This window comes from Roseisalinus antarcticus (assembly GCF_900172355.1).
GTDB lineage: Bacteria > Pseudomonadota > Alphaproteobacteria > Rhodobacterales > Rhodobacteraceae > Oceanicola > Oceanicola antarcticus_A.
On sequence record NZ_FWFZ01000023.1, the window covers coordinates 1 to 17825 of the forward strand.

Here is a 17825-nt window from a genome sequence, read left to right on the forward strand (position 1 = left end):
AGGGCAGTTTCTTGACAATAAAGTCGGTCATCTGAGCTCACCTGCAGGGTTAATCTCAGATGAAGGCTAAGTGCTTTACCTCAATAGGTAAATCAACAAATGTCGACTGCGAAGTCACCGATTCAGGGGGATGTCCTCCTAGGCTGCATCCATGAGCGTGGCCAGCTTCGGGAGCTTGCCGGCATGGGCGAGCGCATTGCGCTGAAAGTGGACCTGCAGCGCTGTCAGGTCGTGGACAGGACCCGAGCCGTGGCAGCCTTGATGCCCTCATGCGCATCGCTCCCTCTCGGCAGATTGCTTTGCAGTCGCCTGCCGGGCAGTGGATGGCCTGAACCAGATCGTCCATGGACCGTGTCGAGACGCCGTGGACGCGAGCCTCTTGGAGCGCGCCATGTCCGCCATTGGTCCGACGACAATGGCGAGCTCTGTCAGCGTCTTCTCCGCAGCCCGCCGGGGCTCCGGGAAGGAGGGATAGTAGGAGCCGGTGCGCAGTCGGGGGATGCGCAACGCCACGCTGCCCGCCCGGGTCTGCCGGTCCCGGTCACGGCAACCAATAGGCTGCGCAAGACGCTCGACGCTCTTCTCGCCATAGTCGGCGCCGGTCTTGGCGCCGACCTCATTGTCCCTGCGATCGGTCCCCCGGACCGCTCGCTTGACGGTCGAATTCCATCATGCCGTCATCCCGCCCCGCAAGTACGCCAAGCGATGGAAGGCCGTCACCGCCGGTGCCGCCGCGTCGAGACGACGTTGCATTGTGTGAAGCTGCTGGGGCAGCGCCTCATGGCGCGGGACTTCGACCGACAGGTCGCTGAACTCCAGATCCGCATCGCCGTCCTGAACGGCTAAACCGCGCTCGGCATCCCGGTCACGGAAGCTGTGGGATAAGTCCTTCCGGGGAAAGGGGAACCCTGACCATCAGCCAATTTGTGCAACAGAGTCCCTGCCGGGTGCGGACCCAGCCTGGAGGTCTTGATGGCGGCGGACCAAGTGGGGCTCTGTCTCTCTTCATGCGCTTTCGTGAAATCTCGGCGCGGCGGCGGGTCTGGCCTCGGCGGCGTGACGGTTTCGGCCAGCTCGGACCATCGGCCGACAGGGTGAGTGGCGGCAAAGGCAAAGCGAATCGACCATGTGGCGTGGCCCAATGGCAATGCCGGGAAACGCAAAACCTGAGCGAGGCGCGGCCGCTTGAGCGAGGCGTCCCGAAGCCAGCGTGTCGTCCTCGTGCGCAACGCGGTGAACACCAGTCACAGCCATCTGGGGCCGACATCGTCGAGGCGGTATCTGCTTTGCCTCCCGCGATTGGATCACTAGACTTGCCCGCGCCGAGTACCGCAGGAACCCGTAGCATGGTCCAATTGTCTTCGCCGCTTCGATCCGCCCTGGGCGGGCGCTTGGTGGGCCCCTCCGGGAGGGGCCCGTCGAGGTGACCCTGCGCGTGCTGCTGATCCGCTATGCCGCGTTTGCCGTCATCGCGACCTTCGGCAACCTGCTGACCCAGCGGGCTGTCCTTCTGGGCGGGCAGGGCGCCGCGTGGTTCGCCCTCGCGGTGGCGGCGGGGACGCTGGTCGGCTTGGTGATCAAGTACCTGCTCGACAAGCAATGGATATTTCAGGACAACTCCACCGGGCTCAGGGCGCATGGGCAGAAATTCACGCTCTATACGGTGATGGGCCTGGTCACGACCGCGATCTTCTGGGGGACCGAGACGGCGTTCTGGCTGACCTGGCGGACCGATCTGATGCGCGAGGCCGGCGCGGTCATCGGGCTGGCGGTGGGATATGTCGTGAAATATCAGCTCGACCGCCGCTTCGTCTTTCCCGATGCCCGGCTGAGGCAAGCCGCATGAGGCTGAGCGGCTGGGGCAATTTTCCGGTGCACACCGCCGAGGTCTCGGCCCCCGATGGCGAGGCCGCGCTCGTCTCGGCGCTGCAGAAGGGGCCGCTGATCGCCCGCGGCAACGGCCGCGCCTATGGAGACAGCGCGGTGAACCGCCTCAACACCGTGCAGATGCGGCGCTTCGACCGGATGCTGTCTTTCGACGCCGACAGCGGCCTGCTGGTCGCCGAGGCCGGTGTCCTGCTGGGCGACGTGATCGAGGCGTTCCTGCCGTTGGGCTGGTTTCCGGCGGTGACCCCCGGCACCAAGTTCGTGACGCTGGGCGGCATGGTCGCCGCCGATGTGCATGGCAAGAACCACCACAAAGTCGGCAGTTTTCGCAGCTGTGTCAGCTGGTTGGACCTGATGGGCGCGGACGGGCAGGTGCGCCGCTGTGCGCCCGACCGGCATGCAGAGCTCTTTGACTGGACGCTCGGCGGGATGGGTCTGACCGGGATTGTGCTGCGGGTCGCCATCCGGCTGACCCCGGTCGAGACCGCCTGGATCCGGCAGGAGACGCGGATCGCCGCCAATCTCGACGCGGCCATGGACCTGTTCGAGGCCTCCCATGACGCCACCTATTCCGTGGCCTGGATCGACTGCCTCAGCGGCGGGGCGCAGAGGGGGCGGTCCATCGTGATGTTGGGCGAACATGCGACCCTCGCCGATCTGGACCGCAAACAGGCCCGCGCACCGCTGAGCGTGCCCCGCAAGAGGCCGAAATCGGTGCCGCTGACCCCGCCGGCGGGGCTGCTGAACGGGCTGACGGTGCGGGCGTTCAACGCGCTGTACTACCGCAACGGTCAGCGCAACGCGGGCACCCGCCTGGTGGATTGGGACAGCTATTTCTACCCGCTCGACGCGATCCTGGGCTGGAACCGGATCTATGGCCGCAAGGGCTTCATGCAATTTCAATGCGCCCTGCCGCTGGAGCGGTCGCGCGAGGGGCTGACCGCGCTGCTCAAGGCGATCTCGGCTGCGGGCGCTGGGTCCTTCCTGGCGGTGCTGAAACGCTTCGGCCCTCAGGACGGCCGCTTCAGCTTTCCGGTGCCGGGCTACACCCTGGCGCTCGATTTTCCGGTCACGGCCAGGACCCGGCGGCTGATGGAGCGGCTGGACGGGATCACCATCGCCCACGGCGGCCGCTTCTACCTGGCCAAGGACAGCCGCATGAGCGCCGAGACGCTACGCCTGTCCGACCCCCGGGCAGAGGCGTTCGCGCAGGCGCGAAAGGACTTCGCGGCGCGGGAAAGTTTTGCATCACTTCAATCGGAAAGGCTGGCCATATGAGCAAAGGCGTGGTTCTCGTCCTCGGAGCGCGGTCCGACATCGCCCGCGCCGTCGCCCTCAGGTTCGCGGCGAAGGGGCATCCGATCCAGCTTGCCGCGCGGCAGAGCGAGAGCCTGTCCAAGGACAAGACGGATATCGAGCTGCGCCACAAGGTCCCGGTCACGGTGCACGAGTTCGACGCACTGGACGTCGCCAGCCATGCCGCCTTCGTCGATGCCCTGCCGGAGCTGCCGCGCATCGCGGTTTCGGCCATCGGCTTCATGGGTGCGCAGGCCGAGAACGAGACCGACGTGGAGCTCGCGATCCGCGTGATGCGCAGCAACTATGAAGGCCCGGCGAGCATCTTTTCCCATCTCGCGACGCGTTTCGCCGGGCGGGGGTCGGGCACGCTGGTCGGCATCAGCTCGGTCGCCGGTGAGCGGGGCCGGGCGACGAACTACATCTACGGCTCGGCCAAGGCGGGCTTTACCGCCTTTCTGTCTGGGCTCCGGAACCGGCTGGCGGAGGATGACGTCCACGTGCTGACGGTCCTGCCCGGGTTCGTGGCCACCCGCATGACCGAGGACATGGACCTGCCCGAGCGTCTGACCGCCAAGCCCGAGGAGGTGGCGGATGCCATCGTCAAGGCGGTCGCGGCCAAGCGGAACGTCATCCATGTGCGTCGGATCTGGTGGCTGATCATGCTGATCATCCGCAACATTCCCGAGCGGATCTTCAAGCGGATGAAGATCTGACCGCAGCGGCGGTGCGGGCGGAAATCTGCACGGACCGGGCGCAGACGGGACAAACTATCGCCCCGATTGCGGGCCATGGGAAATCCCGCCATGGTCCGCCACGCTCTCGCCGGACCCGGTGTTTGACGATGGCGCAGGGTTCGGACAAAGGTCGGCACGGGCCGATCGTCACGTGAGGGTGTGAAAATGAAGATTGCCGTTGCGGGGCTGGGGTATGTCGGCCTGTCGAATGCCGTCTTGCTGGCGCAGAACCATTCGGTCACCGCGGTCGATGTCTCGGAGGAGCGGGTGGCGATGGTCCGCCGGCGCCAGTCGCCGATCGTCGATGCCGAGATCGAGGATTTCCTGGCGAACCGGACCCTGGACCTGGCCGCCACCACCGATGCGGCCGCGGCCTATGCCGATGCGGCCTATGTCATCGTCGCGACGCCGACGAATTACGACGCCAAGTCCAACTACTTCGACACCTCCAGCGTCGAGGACGTGGTCGTCGAGGTCACCCGCGCCAATCCGGACGCCGTCATCGTCATCAAGTCGACAATCCCGGTGGGTTATGTCCGCCAGATCCGCGAGCGGATGGAGACCGATCAGGTGATCTTTTCGCCGGAATTCCTGCGCGAGGGCCGGGCGCTCTACGACAACCTGCACCCGTCCCGGATCATCGTCGGCGAGCGGTCCGAGCGGGCGGAGGTCTTTGCCGGCCTGCTGCTGGAGGGCGCCGTCGAGAAGGACGCCCAGGTGCTGTTCACCGACCCCGACGAGGCCGAGGCGATCAAGCTCTTCGCGAACACCTACCTTGCCATGCGGGTCGCCTTCTTCAACGAGCTCGACAGCTATGCCATGGCCGGCGGCATGGACACCCGGCAGATCATCACCGGGATCAGCCTCGACCCCCGGATCGGCGGGCACTACAACAATCCCTCCTTCGGCTATGGCGGCTATTGCCTGCCCAAGGACACCAAGCAGTTGCTGGCGAATTACAACCACGTGCCGCAGAACCTGATCCGCGCCATCGTGGACGCCAACCGCACCCGCAAGGACTTCCTGTCGGACGAGATCCTGAAGCGGGGCGCCAAGGTCGTCGGCATCTACAGGCTGGTGATGAAGGCGGGGTCGGACAATTTCCGCCAGAGCTCGATCCAGGGGATCATGAAGCGGCTCAAGGCCAAGGGCGTCGAGGTGATCGTCCACGAGCCGGTGCTGGACGGCGACGAATTCTTCCGATCGCGGATCGTCAACGACCTTGCCGCGTTCAAGGAGCAGGCAGACCTGATCGTCGCCAACCGGCTCACCGACGAGATCGCGGATGTGAAGGACCGTGTCTTCACCCGCGACCTGTTCGGCGGAGACTGACCGGCCACCGGGCGGCTAGCGCAGGTAGCGCAGCCTGAGATGTTCGACCAGGTCGCCGGTCGTCTTGCGCCAGCATTTCAGCCCGTCCTGCCCCTCGTGTTCGAGGCAGAGGTTGCAGGACACGCAATCGACCATGCCTTTGCGGCCGGCGATGATCTTCTTCGGCAGATCCGGCTCGCGCACGAAGGGCCGGGCCATGGCGACGAAATCGGCATCCCCCGACCCGATCACTTCGGACATGATCTGCGTCGTGCGGATGCCGCCGACCAGGATCACGGGCAGATCCGGGCAGGCCTGTTTGATGTTCTTGGCGAAGGGCCGGTAATAGGCCTCGGTGCTCGGGGGCTTCCACAGACGCTCGACCGCCCAGTCCCGCAGGGCCCGACCGGCGCCGACGCCGACATAGGGCCGGATGTTGTCGAGATAGCTGTTCATGATGCAATAGACCGGCTCGACCGCGTTCAGCCCCTCGGGTTGCAGCAGCCGCACCGTCTCAAGGCTGTCGGCGACGGTCAGCCCGCCGGCGCCGGGATCGGCCATGCCGATCCGGGCGGTGACTGGAAAATCCGGCCCCACCGCGGCGCGGATCGCCCGGTAGACCTCGACCAGGAACCGGCCCCGATTTTCCGCGCTGCCGCCCCATTTGTCGGTGCGGGTGTTGGCCAGCGGGGACATGAACTGAGAGATCAGGTAGCCGTTGCCGCCGTGGATGTGGATGCCGTCGAAGCCGGCCTCGACCGCGCGCCGGGCGGCCTGGCCGAAGGCGTCGATCACCGCGTCGATACCGTCGGGCGTCAGCTCTTCGGGGCGGGTCGCGAAGATCGCGTTCGGCACGATCGAGGGGGCGCAGGGCGTGTTTCCGGGCACCACGGACTGGCTGCCGGCATGGGCAAGCTCGGCGAAGATCGTGCCGCCGTCCGCGTGCACGGCCTCGACCAGCCCGCGCCAGCCCGGGACCTTCGCGTCCGACTCGATGCCGGTCTGGAAAGGGGCGTATTGCCCGCGGCGTTCGACATAGATGTGGCCGGTGATGATCAGGCCGGCCCCCCCTTTCGCGAGCCGCCGGTAGAAGTCGACGAGGGCCGGCGTGATGGTGCCGTCCTCGGTCGCCATCGTCTCGGAGGTCGCGGCGCGCACCATCCTGTTGCCAAGCTCCACGGTTCCGATCCGGCCGGGGCGGAGCATCGGGGCGCCGTCCGTCATGTCATGCTCCTGTCGTCTTGTCGCGCAGAGAGGATCGTCATGGGCATTCCCCTTCACTGGGCCGGCCGGCGTCGGGACAACATGGATGACGGGCCATCGAGACCGCGCCTGACCTTTGCCCGTAGTGTCGCAGGAACCGCGCCGGATGCTTGAAAAATTGAACTAGATTCAAGAATGCTTTGAGCAAGGCTCACTGTCAACGCCCGATGGCGCTGCGCCGGGCGGACGGCTCAGGCGAAGAGGTCCGTCTCCGGGTCGCGAATGAGGTCGGCGGCCTTGCCCGGCCCGGCGATGATCTGCCCGCGCAGGTGGGCCGCCGGGATGCCCTCGGCGGCCTGTCCCATGACAAGCGACGCGGCCGCCGCGATCTCGTCGGCATGGGCGATGGTCGAGACCTGAAGCACCCGGCCGAACAGGTCGGTCTCGCCACGCCGGTCCACGTGGGCGACCACACCGGCCGATCCGATCGCCGTGCCCGTGACCCCGTTCCGGAACGGCCGGCCAAAGCTGTCGGCGATGACGATCGCGGGGGCGGTGCCCAGCCGCTCGGCCAGGGCCGACCGCAGCGCGGCGGCAGAGCCGTCGGGGTCTTTCGGCAGCAACAGCACCGTCTCTTCGCCGTGATCAATATTGGACTGGTCGATCCCCGCCTGCGCCAGCACGAAGCCAAGCCGGTGGCGCACGATCAGCACGCCGGGGCGGCTGCGCACCACCGCGACGCTTTCGTCGAGGATCGCCTGCACCAGCCGCGGATCCTTTCGGGTCTGCTCGGCGATCCGGACCGCCGCGTCCGTCGGGGCGATGTCGGCAAGGCGGCGGAACTGCCCCTCGGCCTTCGACACGATCTTTTGCGCGACCACGATGACGTCGCCCTCTGCCGGCAGGATCCCGGCCCGGTCCAGTGCGGCGCAAAGCAGCTCGGCCAGATCGTCGCCCGGGGCCACCATCGGCAGGCCCGGAAGGGGGGTGATGGTCAGCGTCATCCGAACGCGGCGCGGACCTTCGGGGCGACATGAGCGGCAAAGTTCGACAGGAAACCCGCCTGATCCGGCCCGGGGGCGTGAAACACGAAGTGGTTGAAGCCAAGCTCGGCATAGGGCCGTAGCCGGTCGACCACCTCGTCGGGGTCGTCCGTCACGATCCAGCGGCTTGCGGTCTGGTCCGAGGACAGGGCGTCGGCCAACTGCTCCATCTCCAGCGGGTCCTCGACATCGGCCTTCTGCTCGGGCGTAAGGGCGAGCGCCCCCCAGAAGCGCGTGTCCTCCTTGGCGCGGGCCTTGTCGGTATCGAACGACAGCTTGATCTCTATCATCCGGTCGATGGCGTCGGGGGCGCGGCCCTTGTCGGCCAGCCCCGCCTCGAGGTTCGGCACCAGCGTCTCGGCGTAAAGCTCGTGCGCCTTGCCCGAGGTGGTGATGAAGCCGTCGCCGAAACGCCCGGCATACTTGGCGATCATCGGCCCGGCCCCGGCGACATAGATCGGCACCGGCGTGTCGGGCCGGTCATAGATCGTGGCGGCGTCGGTCTTGTAGTAATCGCCCTCGAAGGTGACCCTCTCTTCGGTCCACAGGTCGCGGATCAGGCGGACGGCCTCGCGCAGGCGGGCGAACCGCTCCTTGCGCTCGGGCCAGTCACAGCCGATTGCGGGCACTTCGTTCAGCCCCTCGCCGGTGCCGATGCCAAGGATGACGCGGCCGGGAAACAGGCTGCCCAGCGTGCCGAAGGATTGCGCCACCATCGAGGGGTGATGCCGGAAGGTGGGCGTCAGCACCGATGTGCCGATGGCGATCCGCGAGGTCCGCGCCCCCATCGCGCCCAGCCAGACCAGCGCGTGCGGCGCGTGGCCGCCGGTGTGGCGCCAGGGCTGGAAGTGGTCCGAGATGAAGACGGACTCGAGCCCCGCCTCTTCGGCCAGAACGCCAAAGTCGATCAGCTGCGCGGGGGTGAATTGTTCGGCGGACGCCTTGTAGCCCAGTTTCAGCATCGCATGTCCTTTCAGGCCCTCAGCCGGGGCCGCAACGGGGTGTTTGTCATCTGTGCCAGCGGCGCCGCCTGCATCGCCCGCAACTGCCGTTCCTGCGGGACCGGGCCATAGAGCGTCGTGCGCTGGCGCGGGCTGCGGCCGGCGTCGCGGGCCAGCGCCTCCATCCGGTGGGGCGCGAATTCCTGTCCGTGGATCGCCCCGGCGGCGCGGGTGATGCTTTCGTTCATGAGCGTGCCGCCAAGGTCGTCGGCGCCGGCGGCCAGGCAGGCGGCCGCGCCCTCGGGGCCCATCTTGACCCAGCTCACCTGCACGTGGTCGATGAGCCCGTGCAGCACGATGCGCCCGACCGCGTGCATCAGCACGGCCTCGCGAAAGGTCGGGCCGCGCCGCGCCTCGCCCTTGAGGTACATCGGCGCCTCAAGGGCGACGAAGGGCAGGGGCACGAATTCGGTGAACCCGCCGAACCGGCGCTGGTGGGCGGCCAGCCGCGACAGGTGCCGCGCCCAGTGGATATAGCCCTCGACATGGCCATACATGATCGTCGCGGTCGACCGCAGGCCGAGGCCGTGCGCGGCCTCCATCACCTCGAACCATTCGGCGGTGGTGATCTTGTCGGGGGCGATGCGGGCGCGGATCCCGTCATCGAGGATCTCGGCCGCCGTGCCGGGCAGCGAGCCGAGGCCCGCCTCGCGCAGCATCCCGAGGTAGTCGGCGAGCGGGAGCCCCAGCGTCCGCGCGCCCTGCGTGATCTCCAGCGGCGAGAAGGCGTGGACATGGATACCCGGCGCCGCACGTTTCGCCGCCCGCAGCAGGTCGAGGTAGGTCTGGCCGGTGTAATCGGGGTGAATCCCGCCCTGCAGGCAGACCTCGGTCGCGCCGCGGTCCCAGGCCTCGGCCACGCGGCGCTCGAACTCGGGCAGGTCGAGGTCATAGGCCGTCCCGGCCAGCGCATCCGTCCGCCGGCCCTTGGAAAAGGCGCAGAAGCGGCAGCCATAGGTGCAGACGTTGGTATAGTTGATGTTGCGGGTGACGACATAGTGGCTGGCGTCGCCGTTGACCGCCCGCCTCAGGGCGTCGGCATGGGCGCAGACCCGGTGGAAATCGCCCTCCCGCGCGGTGAACAGCAGCGCGATCTCGTCTTCGGTCAGGTCCCGCGTCCCGGCCGCATCCAGCACGGCGGCAATGCGGGCGTCCGGTGCGCCGCCGCCGCCGGGCAGGGGGGCCGCGTCGTGCACGCCCGGGGTCCAGCCGCCCTCGAAGCTCAGGCCCTCGCCGTCCGCAGACCGCAGGACCGCCTTGGTCATCCGCGCGTCGATCCAGTCTTCGGACTGGAACCGGGGATAGATCGTCAGGCGGGGGGCCAGCGTCTTGCCCGCGCCGGCGGTGATCGCGGCCAGCGTGTCGATTTCCGGCCAGGGCGCCTCGGGGTTCACGTGGTCGGGCGTCACCGGAGAGACGCCGCCCCAATCGTTGATCCCGGCCTCGATCAGCTCGGCCCCGGTGCCGGCCGCCAGGTTCGGCGGCGCCTGCACAGAGATCTCGGGCGGCAGGATCAGCCGGGCAACCGCGATCGACCACAGGTGATCGTCGGGGGCGGCCGGCGGATGGTCCCGCATCCTTGTGTCGGCCTTGGGCATGAAGTTCTGGACGATGACCTCTTGCACATGGCCGTGCCGGGCGTGGCTGTCGCGGATCGCCTCCAGCGCCTCGATCCGGTCGGCGCGGGTCTCGCCGATGCCCACCAGCAGGCCGGTGGTGAAGGGCACCCGCGCCGCACCGGCGGCGTCGAGCGTGGCCAGCCGGGCGGCGGGGTCCTTGTCGGGCGATCCGAAATGCGGCCCGCCGCGCTGAAACAGGGTCTGCGAGAGCGATTCCAGCATCATCCCCATGGAGGCGGCGGCCGGTCGCAGCATCCGGAACTCGCCAAGCGTCAGGGTGCCCGGGTTCAGGTGCGGCAGAAGGCCGGTCTCGTCCCGCACCAGCGCGGCCACATGGGCGAGGTACTGCAGGGTGCTGTCGAACCCCAGCGCGTCAAGCGCCTCGCGGGCGGCGCGATACCGCAGCTCGGGCCGCTCGCCCAGGGTGAACAGCGCCTCGCGGCAGCCCATCCCGGCGCCCTCGCGCGCGATCGCCAGCACCTCCTCGGGTGAAAGGTAGACCGACTGCCCGGGCCGGGGCGGTTTCGCGAAGGTGCAATAATGGCAGACGTCCCGGCAGAGCTTGGTCAGCGGGATGAAGACCTTGGGCGAATAGGTGGTCAGCGCCGGAAAGGCCTTGTCGCGACGCTCGCGCGCGGCGGCCATGAGGTCCGGCAGGGGCGTGTCGAAGAGATTCATCAGGGGGTCTCTCTCTCCAGCGTTGGCAGGTAGCGGCGCAGCGCCCGGGCGGTGGCCCCGTCGGGCGCGAGCGACAGGACCCGCGCGACATCCTGTGGCAGGTCCAGGTCCTGCGCAAGACCGGGGCGGTGCAGCTCTGTCAGCGCGATGCCCAGCTCGGCGGCGGCGGCGTGATGCCGGGCACGGCTGTCGGGGCCGAAGCGGTAGGGCAGCGGCAAACCGGCACCGAGGCAGAGCGCGTTGGTCCCGGTGCCATCATGCGCCGGGGCGATGATCGGCGTGTCGGCGGCGAGCGCGATCACGTCGGCCGGTGTCAGCGCGGGCAGGTCGCCATGCAGGACGGTGACGACCTTGGCCCCCTGCCGCCGCAACTTGCGGCGAGCCGCTTCCAGGGCCGCATTCAGCCCGTCTCCGACGTCTGCGATCACCTTCGCGCCCATGGCGCGGGCGATGCGGGCGGTATCCGCGGCCCCGGTCACCACGCTCACGCTGTCGAACAGGCCGGCGGGCACCGCGGCGAGCGTGTCGCGCAACAATGCCTCGGCCAGCCCGGCGCGGCCCGTCTCGGGCAACATCGGCGACAGGCGGCTCTTGGCCCGTGTCAGACCCTGCGCCGGGATCAGGAGGTGGCGCGTCATCCCGCCCCCTTCAGCTCGGCCGCGAGGTCCAGCGCGGCGCGGGCGAGCCGCGTGCGGGCGGGAAGGTCGACCATCATCGTGTCTGTCTGCCGCGCGGTGATGCCCAGCGCCGCCCAGGCGTCAGGCTCATGGGGGTCGCGCTTGTCGCAGAGGTATCCGTCGAAGAGGTCCCCATGGATCGCGGCGACGCCGGCGGCCGTGACTGGCCGTCCGAAGGTGCGCAGCATGTCCGCCGTCGGCCCCTTGATCGCAGCGCCGCCGACGATGGGCGTGATCCCGACGATCGGCACCCCCGCCCCGCGCAGCGCCTCTGCCATGCCCGGCACGGCGAGGATCGGCGCGATCGAGAGATACGGGTTCGACGGCGCCACGATGATCGCCTCCAGCTTCGGGTCGGCGAGCGCGGCCAGAACCTCGGGCGTGGGCCGGGCCGCCTCGGCGCCGTCGAAGAGGATCTCGTGCGCGGGGGGCGCACAACGCGCCTGCACGAACCACTCGTGAAACGCATAGATCCGGTCGTCGCTGCGGATCCGGGTGGAGACCGGATCGTCCGTCATCGGCAACAGCCGGACATCGACCCCGAGGCTGTGCGCGAAGCCCGCCGTGATCTCGGTCAGCCGGGCGCCGCCGGCCAGCCTCACCGTCCGGGCCAGGTTCACGCCCATGTCGCGGTCACCGAGGTTGAACCACACGTCCTCGCCCAGGGTGCGCATCATCTCCATCGTGCGCCAGCTTTCGTCGCGCTGGCCCCAGCCCCGGTCCTCGTCGTTGAGCCCGGCGAGCATGTACATCTGGCTGTCCAGATCGGGACAGACCATCAGGCCGAAATGGTGGGAATCGTCGCCGGTGTTCACGATGATCGACAGGTCGCGCTCGGCCACGCACTCTGCCAGGCCGGCGGACAGACGTGCGCCGCCCACGCCTCCTGAAATCGCAATGACCTTGCCCGCCATATCCGAGGCCCCGTTGACAAAGGTCATACACAGCAAAGCTTGGGCCAAAGTCCAAGGCGAATTTAGATCAAACGATCAAATTTCTGCGTTGTGACGCTTTTCTTGGCAACGGCCACCCTTGGGCGGCGCGCAACGCGCCGGCCGCGTCGCGCCGTGCCGCCAATTTGTCCAAATGGTCAAAAGACCTTGACGCCAGCAGCCCCTTGGCTGTTTCGTTCGAGCAAAGCAGCGACGAACAGGAGGGCGCGGGCCATGGAATTCGGGATTTGCTTCAAGGGCTTCGTTGAACCCGAACGGGCCCGTGCGCTGGTGCGCCAGGCCGAGAACGCGGGCTTTACCTATTGCTGGTTCTACGATTCCCACATCCTCTGGCGGGAAAGCTTCATCGCCATGGCCATGTGCATGGAGCACACGACCAGGATGCGCTTCGGTCCCTGCGTGACGAACCCCAACACCCGCGACTGGTCGGTTGCGGCGTCGATGTTCGCTTCGCTGGCCAAACAGTCGGGCGGCCGCTTCGACATCGGCGTGGGCCGGGGGGATTCCGCGGTGCGGGTCATGGGCCTCAAACCCGCACCGCTGGCCCGGCTGGCCGAGTTCACCGACGTGGTGCGCAAGCTCTGCTCGGGGCAAGAGGCGCAATATGGCGAATGCCCGGCGCCGGTGCAGTTCTCCTGGGTGCCGGAAGGCGGCTGGGAGATGCCGATCTGGGTCGCGGCCTACGGGCCCAAGGCGCTGGCCACGGCCGGCGAGGTCGGCGACGGGCTGATCCTGCAGATCGCCGACCCGGGCATCTGCAAATGGCTGTCCGATCAGGCCAAGGAGGGCGGCGTCGCGGCCGGCAAGGACATGAGCGGATATCGGGTCATGTCCGCGGCCCCGGCCCACACCGGCCCGATCGAGGAGGGCCGCGAAAAGACCCGCTGGTTCCCCGCCATGGTCGGCAACCACGTGGCCGATATCGTCGAGAAATACGGCAAGGACACCGACCTGATGCCGCCGAGCCTGCTGTCCTATATCGAGAAGCGGCGCGGCTACGATTATTCCAAGCACGGCCAGAGCGACAATCCGTTCCTGGACTTCATCACCGACGACATCGTCGACAGCTTCGCCGTGCTCGGCCCGCCCGAGGCGCATATCGAGAAGCTGCACACGCTGAAGGCCGCCGGGGTGACGCAGTTCAACATCTACCTCGACAACGGCGACGAGGAAAAAATCATTGCCGACTACGGCAATATCGTGATTCCCGCCTTCAACTGACGGCCTCGCCCCACCGCCGCCGGCCCCCTGCGATCCCTCGCGGGGGCGCGCAAGTTGCGACAGTTCGCCGACAATCGCGCCGCCGGTGTCGCTAGCAATTTGCATCCCGCGGAAATTGTTTTAATGTGGATCACAAGGCCACCGGCCGAGTTTCCTGTTTGCGGGCACGGCCTCCCCTGCCCATCGCTATGCAGAAGATTTTTGGCAAAGAATTGATTTGTATAGAAAAAGGTCTGAGAATGCCGAGTGAAATGGGGCCGCTCCAGCCGAGTGCGGCGGCGCAGAAGACGATCACCGTCATCGGAAAGCGCATTCGCGAGATGCGCAAGGACAAGGGCATGACCCTGTCGCAGCTCGCCGAGGCCTCGGGCCTCTCGTCCTCCATGCTGAGCCTCGTGGAACGCGGACTCGCCTCGCCGTCCATCGGCTCCCTGATCGTCGTCGCCGGGGCGCTGGGCCGCTCGATGTCCGACCTGCTCGAGACCGAGAGCCACGAATCCGACATCGTCGTGCGATCGGGCGATGTGACGCCGGTTCAGGCCCCGGGCGAGGTCATCCGCCGGGTGATGAAGGAAGACCGGGCCAACGGCGTCTCGATCGCGGTCAACGAATATGCGCCGCACACCTCGTCCAACGAATCCGCGCTCAGCCACGAGGGCTATGAATACGGGCTGCTGCTGGACGGGTCGCTGACGGTCGAGGTCGGTGGCGAAGCACATGTCATCGAGGCTGGCGACCTGATCTCCTACTCCTCGCGCCGGCCGCACCGGATCTACAACCACACGGATCGGATGGCGCGGACGGTCTGGGTCAATACCGACCGGAGGTAGCCCGCGGGCGACCTCAATAAAAGTTGACCACATTGAATAATCGCCCCGGCTGGCTGCACAAGGTTTGTGCTGCATCTTTACTTGTGCCCGGAGTTTCAATCTTTTTCCTTGATCGAGTCTCCGGCCCTGCCTAAGCCTGAACAAGAAGTTTGATAGGATTAAAGATGAAGCCCGCCGCGTTCTCGTATCACCGCCCGGAAACCATCTCCGACGCGCTTGCCCTGCTGGCCGAGCATGGCGACGTCGGAAAGATCATCGCCGGGGGGCAGAGCCTGGTTCCGTCGATGAACTTTCGCCTGGCCCGCCCCGAGACCCTGATCGACATGAACGCCATCGCCGAGATCGCGGGCATCGAGGATCGCGGCGACACCCTGGTGATCGGCGCGATGACCCGGCACGCGGCGTTTCACACGCCGGTCTGCGATGGGCCGACGGGGGCGATGTTGACGCGTGTCGTCGGCAACATCGCCCATTACCCGATCCGCCAGCGCGGGACCTTCGGCGGGTCGCTCTGTCATGCCGATCCGGCAAGCGAATGGTGCCTCGTCGCGGCGACCTTCGATGCAGCGATGGAGATTCACGGCCAGGACGGCATGCGCGAGGTCGGCGCGGCGGATTTCTTCAAGGGCACCTTCACCACGGCGGTCGGGGGCGACGAGTTGCTGGCGCGGATCCATCTGCCGAAACTGCCCGAGGGCTGGGGCACGGGGTTCTACGAATTCTCCCGCCGCCGGGGCGATTTCGCGCTGGCGATGGCCGTGGCGGCCCTGAAGGTCGAGGGCGGCAAGATCGCCGATGCGCGGCTTGGCGTCGGCGCGGTCGCGGCCCATGGCCTGCGGCTCGAGACGCTGGAACAGGCCCTGACCGGGCAGCCGGCGACCGAAGAGACCATCGCCGAGGTCGCGGCACAGGTGCCGGGCCTCGTCAAGCCGAGCGGCGACATCCACGGCTCCGCCGAGTACCGCCGCGATCTGGCCCAGGCCGTGGTCCGCCGGGCGCTGAACGCGGCGCTCGCCGATTGCGCGGTGCCGGCATGACCTGGGTCGGCCGCACGCTTCCCCGGCTGGAGGACCCGACCCTGCTGAAGGGCGGCGGCCGGTTCACCGCCGATCTGAAAGCCGGGGCCTGGGCGGTGAAATTCGTCCGCTCGCCCGAGGCTGCCGGCACGATTGTCGAGGTGGAGCGCCCGGACGAGGGCATCGTCTTCACCGCCGAAGACCTCGATGCCGCCGGCGTAGGCTCGATCCAGGCGGTTCTAGACCGTCCCGACTATCGCCGGGTGCCGCACCCGGTCCTGGCCCGCGACCGGGTGGTCTTTGCCGGCCAGGCGGTGGCGCTGGTCGTCGCCCCGACCGAGGCAGAGGCGGAAGACCTGGCGGAACAGGTCTTCGTCGATATCGACACGGAGGACGCGGTGACCTCGATCGAGGCGGCGCTGGCCGAGGGCGCCCGCGACGTTCACCCGGAGGCGCCGGGCAACGTGATGGTCGAGGGCGTCATGCGAACCCCCGGGGTGGACGCGGCCTTTGACGCCGCGGCCTGCGTGGTCGAGCTGGACCTGTCCTCGGCCCGCCAGTCGGCGATGCCGATGGAGACCCGCGGCGGCGTGGCCGATTACGACCCGGCAACCGGGCGCGTCACCTTGTATGCCTCGGTGCAGATGCCGCACATGCTGCGCACCGGGCTGGCCGATGTGCTGGGCATCGACGAGGGCGACCTGCGCGTGGTCGCGCCGGATGTCGGCGGCGGGTTTGGGCAGAAGATGTCGCTCTTTCCCGAATACGTGGCGCTGGTCTGGACCGCCTTCCGCCTGCGCCGCAAGGTCGCCTGGATCGAGGACCGGCGCGAGAATTTCCTCTCCGCCTCCCATGCCCGCGACCAGCAATTCACCGTGCGCGGCGCCTTTGACGCCGAAGGGCGGCTGCTTGCGGTCGATGCCGACCTGCGCAGCAATGTCGGCGCCTTCTCCTGCTACCCGGTGACTTGCGGGGTGGAGCCGTTGATGGCCTTCGCCGAGCTGCCCGGTCCTTACGATTTCGCCGAATACGGCGTGCGGTCCCGTGGCGTGACCACGAACCTGTCGATGATGGCCCCCTATCGGGGCGTCGCGCGGCCGATGCTGACCCTGTCGATGGAGCAGCTGATGGACGCGGCGGCCGAAAAGCTGGACCTCGACCCGGTGGAGATCCGGCGGCGCAATCTCATCACCAGCTTCCCGCACACTTCGCCCACGGGGCTTGTCTATGACGAGGCCTCGTATCTGGAGGCGATGGAGGCCGCCGTGACCTCCGCCGACATCCCCGGCTTTCGCGAGAGGCAGGCGGCGGCGCTGGCCGAGGGGCGGTATCTGGGGCTTGGCCTGTCGGTCTTTTCCGAGCGGACGGGCTATGGCACCCCGGCCTTTGCCGCCCGCAAGATGCAGATCGTCCCCGGCTACGAGACCGTGGATTGCGAGATGGGGCCCTCGGGCCAGGTAACGCTGCGGATCGGCGCCTCGCCCCACGGGCAGGGGCTCAAGACCGCGCTGGCGCAGCTTCTGGCCGACCAGCTGGGCGTTGCGCCCGAGCGGATCCGCGTGATCTCCGGCGACACCGACGCGAGCCCCTACGGCTGGGGCACCTTCGCCAGCCGGTCGATGGTGATCTCGGGCGGGGCCAGCAAGATTGCCTCGGGGCAGCTCGCCGACAAGCTGCGCGCGATCGCCGGCGTCCTGCTGGAGGTCGATCCCTCGGGGGTCGAGCTGAAGGACGGGCTGGCGCTTGCGACCGGCACCAACAAGTCCCTGTCCATCGCCGAGGTCGCCCGCGCCGCCCACCACCAGAGCCACCGGTTCGAGGGGATGGCACCGGGGCTGAAGGAACAGGCGTTCTATGACCCCTCCGGCACCTTCTCCAACGCCGCCCATGTCTGCGAGGTGGAGCTTGACCCCGAGACCTGCGGCGTCCGGATCACCCGGTTCCTCGTGGTCGAGGACGCGGGCCGGCTGATCAACCCGATGATCGTCGACGGCCAGATCGCGGGCGGCGTGGCGCAGGGCATCGCCACCGCGCTCTACGAAGAGCTGGTGTTCGACGAATTCGGAACGATGCTGACCACCTCGCTGGCCGATTACCTGCCGCCCACCGCCGCCGAGATCCCGGATATCGAAATTATCCACATGGAAACGATCTCTCCCCAGACGGTGACCGAGGCCAAGGGCGTCGGAGAGGGCGGCACCATCGGTGCGCCCGCCGCCGTCCTGTCCGCCCTGAACGATGCGCTGCGGCCCTTCGGCACGCGCATCACATCCATGCCGGCGACCCCGGACCGGATCGCCGCGGCGCTTCGGGCCGCGCGCACCGCCGCCGCCGAAGCCGAAGCCTGAGAGGC

General features: G+C 67.9%; 14 protein-coding genes and 2 pseudogenes. 9 read left to right on the forward strand and 7 right to left on the reverse strand.

Features of this window, described 5'->3' with window-relative positions:
* Nucleotides 1-322: 322 nt before the first annotated feature.
* A pseudogene (locus ROA7023_RS25820) lies at nt 323-618 on the reverse strand (transposase); the annotation flags it as partial.
* 52 nt (nt 619-670) lie between these two features.
* On the opposite strand from ROA7023_RS25820, the pseudogene ROA7023_RS25200 reads away from it, so the two are divergent.
* The 5 genes and pseudogenes from ROA7023_RS25200 to ROA7023_RS16990 all read left to right on the forward strand — a co-directional run.
* Nucleotides 671-846, forward strand: a pseudogene (locus tag ROA7023_RS25200) (IS5/IS1182 family transposase); the annotation flags it as partial.
* A 577-nt stretch (nt 847-1423) separates the two neighbouring features.
* Entirely contained in the window at nt 1424-1846 is a 423-nt protein-coding gene (locus tag ROA7023_RS16975; protein WP_085880230.1) for a GtrA family protein, read from the forward strand.
* Nucleotides 1843-3165 carry an FAD-binding oxidoreductase gene (locus ROA7023_RS16980; protein WP_085880231.1) on the forward strand — a complete coding sequence of 441 codons (1323 nt, stop codon included), beginning with the start codon at nt 1843-1845 and terminating at the stop codon, nt 3163-3165. Before ROA7023_RS16975 ends, ROA7023_RS16980 begins: the two co-directional genes overlap by 4 nt.
* Entirely contained in the window at nt 3162-3899 is a 738-nt protein-coding gene (locus tag ROA7023_RS16985) for an SDR family oxidoreductase (protein ID WP_085880232.1), read from the forward strand. Before ROA7023_RS16980 ends, ROA7023_RS16985 begins: the two co-directional genes overlap by 4 nt.
* A 186-nt stretch (nt 3900-4085) precedes the next feature.
* Nucleotides 4086-5252 carry a nucleotide sugar dehydrogenase gene (locus ROA7023_RS16990; RefSeq protein ID WP_085880233.1) on the forward strand — a complete coding sequence of 389 codons (1167 nt, stop codon included), beginning with the start codon at nt 4086-4088 and terminating at the stop codon, nt 5250-5252.
* Nucleotides 5253-5267: 15 nt separating this feature from the next.
* Here ROA7023_RS16990 and ROA7023_RS16995 read toward each other — a convergent pair whose 3' ends face one another.
* The 6 genes from ROA7023_RS16995 to cofD all read right to left on the reverse strand — a co-directional run bounded on the left by ROA7023_RS16995 (nt 5268) and on the right by cofD (nt 12393).
* A complete protein-coding gene (locus ROA7023_RS16995; RefSeq protein ID WP_085880234.1) occupies nt 5268-6455 on the reverse strand; it encodes an oxidoreductase in 1188 nt (395 codons plus the stop codon).
* Between the two features lie 230 nt (nt 6456-6685).
* Nucleotides 6686-7438, reverse strand: a complete 753-nt coding sequence (cofE, locus tag ROA7023_RS17000) for a coenzyme F420-0:L-glutamate ligase (protein WP_085880235.1) — start codon at nt 7436-7438, stop codon at nt 6686-6688.
* Nucleotides 7435-8439, reverse strand: coding sequence for a glucose-6-phosphate dehydrogenase (coenzyme-F420) (fgd, locus tag ROA7023_RS17005; RefSeq protein ID WP_085880236.1), 1005 nt, complete (start codon nt 8437-8439; stop codon nt 7435-7437). Before fgd ends, cofE begins: the two co-directional genes overlap by 4 nt.
* A gap of 11 nt (nt 8440-8450) precedes the next feature.
* A complete protein-coding gene (cofH, locus tag ROA7023_RS17010) occupies nt 8451-10775 on the reverse strand; it encodes a 5-amino-6-(D-ribitylamino)uracil--L-tyrosine 4-hydroxyphenyl transferase CofH (RefSeq protein WP_085880237.1) in 2325 nt (774 codons plus the stop codon).
* Nucleotides 10775-11413, reverse strand: coding sequence for a 2-phospho-L-lactate guanylyltransferase (gene cofC / locus ROA7023_RS17015; protein WP_085880238.1), 639 nt, complete (start codon nt 11411-11413; stop codon nt 10775-10777). Before cofC ends, cofH begins: the two co-directional genes overlap by 1 nt.
* The gene (cofD, locus tag ROA7023_RS17020) at nt 11410-12393 is read right to left on the reverse strand and encodes a 2-phospho-L-lactate transferase (protein WP_085880239.1); all 984 of its coding nucleotides are present in this window, start codon (nt 12391-12393) and stop codon (nt 11410-11412) included. Before cofD ends, cofC begins: the two co-directional genes overlap by 4 nt.
* Nucleotides 12394-12618: 225 nt before the next feature.
* Here cofD and ROA7023_RS17025 point away from each other — a divergent pair, with 225 nt between their 5' ends.
* The 4 genes from ROA7023_RS17025 to ROA7023_RS17040 all read left to right on the forward strand — a co-directional run bounded on the left by ROA7023_RS17025 (nt 12619) and on the right by ROA7023_RS17040 (nt 17820).
* The gene (locus ROA7023_RS17025; protein WP_085880240.1) at nt 12619-13626 is read left to right on the forward strand and encodes a TIGR03842 family LLM class F420-dependent oxidoreductase; all 1008 of its coding nucleotides are present in this window, start codon (nt 12619-12621) and stop codon (nt 13624-13626) included.
* A 239-nt stretch (nt 13627-13865) separates the two neighbouring features.
* Nucleotides 13866-14456, forward strand: a complete 591-nt coding sequence (locus tag ROA7023_RS17030) for a cupin domain-containing protein (RefSeq protein WP_159458564.1) — start codon at nt 13866-13868, stop codon at nt 14454-14456.
* Nucleotides 14457-14620: 164 nt separating this feature from the next.
* Nucleotides 14621-15493: an FAD binding domain-containing protein gene (locus ROA7023_RS17035; protein WP_085880242.1), complete on the forward strand. Its 873-nt coding sequence runs from the start codon at nt 14621-14623 to the stop codon at nt 15491-15493.
* Nucleotides 15490-17820: a xanthine dehydrogenase family protein molybdopterin-binding subunit gene (locus ROA7023_RS17040; protein ID WP_085880283.1), complete on the forward strand. Its 2331-nt coding sequence runs from the start codon at nt 15490-15492 to the stop codon at nt 17818-17820. Before ROA7023_RS17035 ends, ROA7023_RS17040 begins: the two co-directional genes overlap by 4 nt.
* Nucleotides 17821-17825 lie beyond the last annotated feature (5 nt).

Bases quoted from the DNA above. Each gene is read 5' to 3' on its own strand.
- ROA7023_RS16980 (WP_085880231.1), top strand. From the start codon at position 1,843: ATGAGGCTGAGCGGCTGGGGCAATTTTCCGGTGCACACCGCCGAGGTC.
- ROA7023_RS16985 (WP_085880232.1), top strand. From the start codon at position 3,162: ATGAGCAAAGGCGTGGTTCTCGTCCTCGGAGCGCGGTCCGACATCGCC.
- ROA7023_RS16990 (WP_085880233.1), top strand. From the start codon at position 4,086: ATGAAGATTGCCGTTGCGGGGCTGGGGTATGTCGGCCTGTCGAATGCC.
- ROA7023_RS16995 (WP_085880234.1), bottom strand. From the start codon at position 6,455: ATGACGGACGGCGCCCCGATGCTCCGCCCCGGCCGGATCGGAACCGTG.
- cofE (WP_085880235.1), bottom strand. From the start codon at position 7,438: ATGACGCTGACCATCACCCCCCTTCCGGGCCTGCCGATGGTGGCCCCG.
- fgd (WP_085880236.1), bottom strand. From the start codon at position 8,439: ATGCTGAAACTGGGCTACAAGGCGTCCGCCGAACAATTCACCCCCGCG.
- cofH (WP_085880237.1), bottom strand. From the start codon at position 10,775: ATGAATCTCTTCGACACGCCCCTGCCGGACCTCATGGCCGCCGCGCGC.
- cofC (WP_085880238.1), bottom strand. From the start codon at position 11,413: ATGACGCGCCACCTCCTGATCCCGGCGCAGGGTCTGACACGGGCCAAG.
- cofD (WP_085880239.1), bottom strand. From the start codon at position 12,393: ATGACCTTTGTCAACGGGGCCTCGGATATGGCGGGCAAGGTCATTGCG.
- ROA7023_RS17025 (WP_085880240.1), top strand. From the start codon at position 12,619: ATGGAATTCGGGATTTGCTTCAAGGGCTTCGTTGAACCCGAACGGGCC.
- ROA7023_RS17030 (WP_159458564.1), top strand. From the start codon at position 13,866: ATGCCGAGTGAAATGGGGCCGCTCCAGCCGAGTGCGGCGGCGCAGAAG.
- ROA7023_RS17035 (WP_085880242.1), top strand. From the start codon at position 14,621: ATGAAGCCCGCCGCGTTCTCGTATCACCGCCCGGAAACCATCTCCGAC.
- ROA7023_RS17040 (WP_085880283.1), top strand. From the start codon at position 15,490: ATGACCTGGGTCGGCCGCACGCTTCCCCGGCTGGAGGACCCGACCCTG.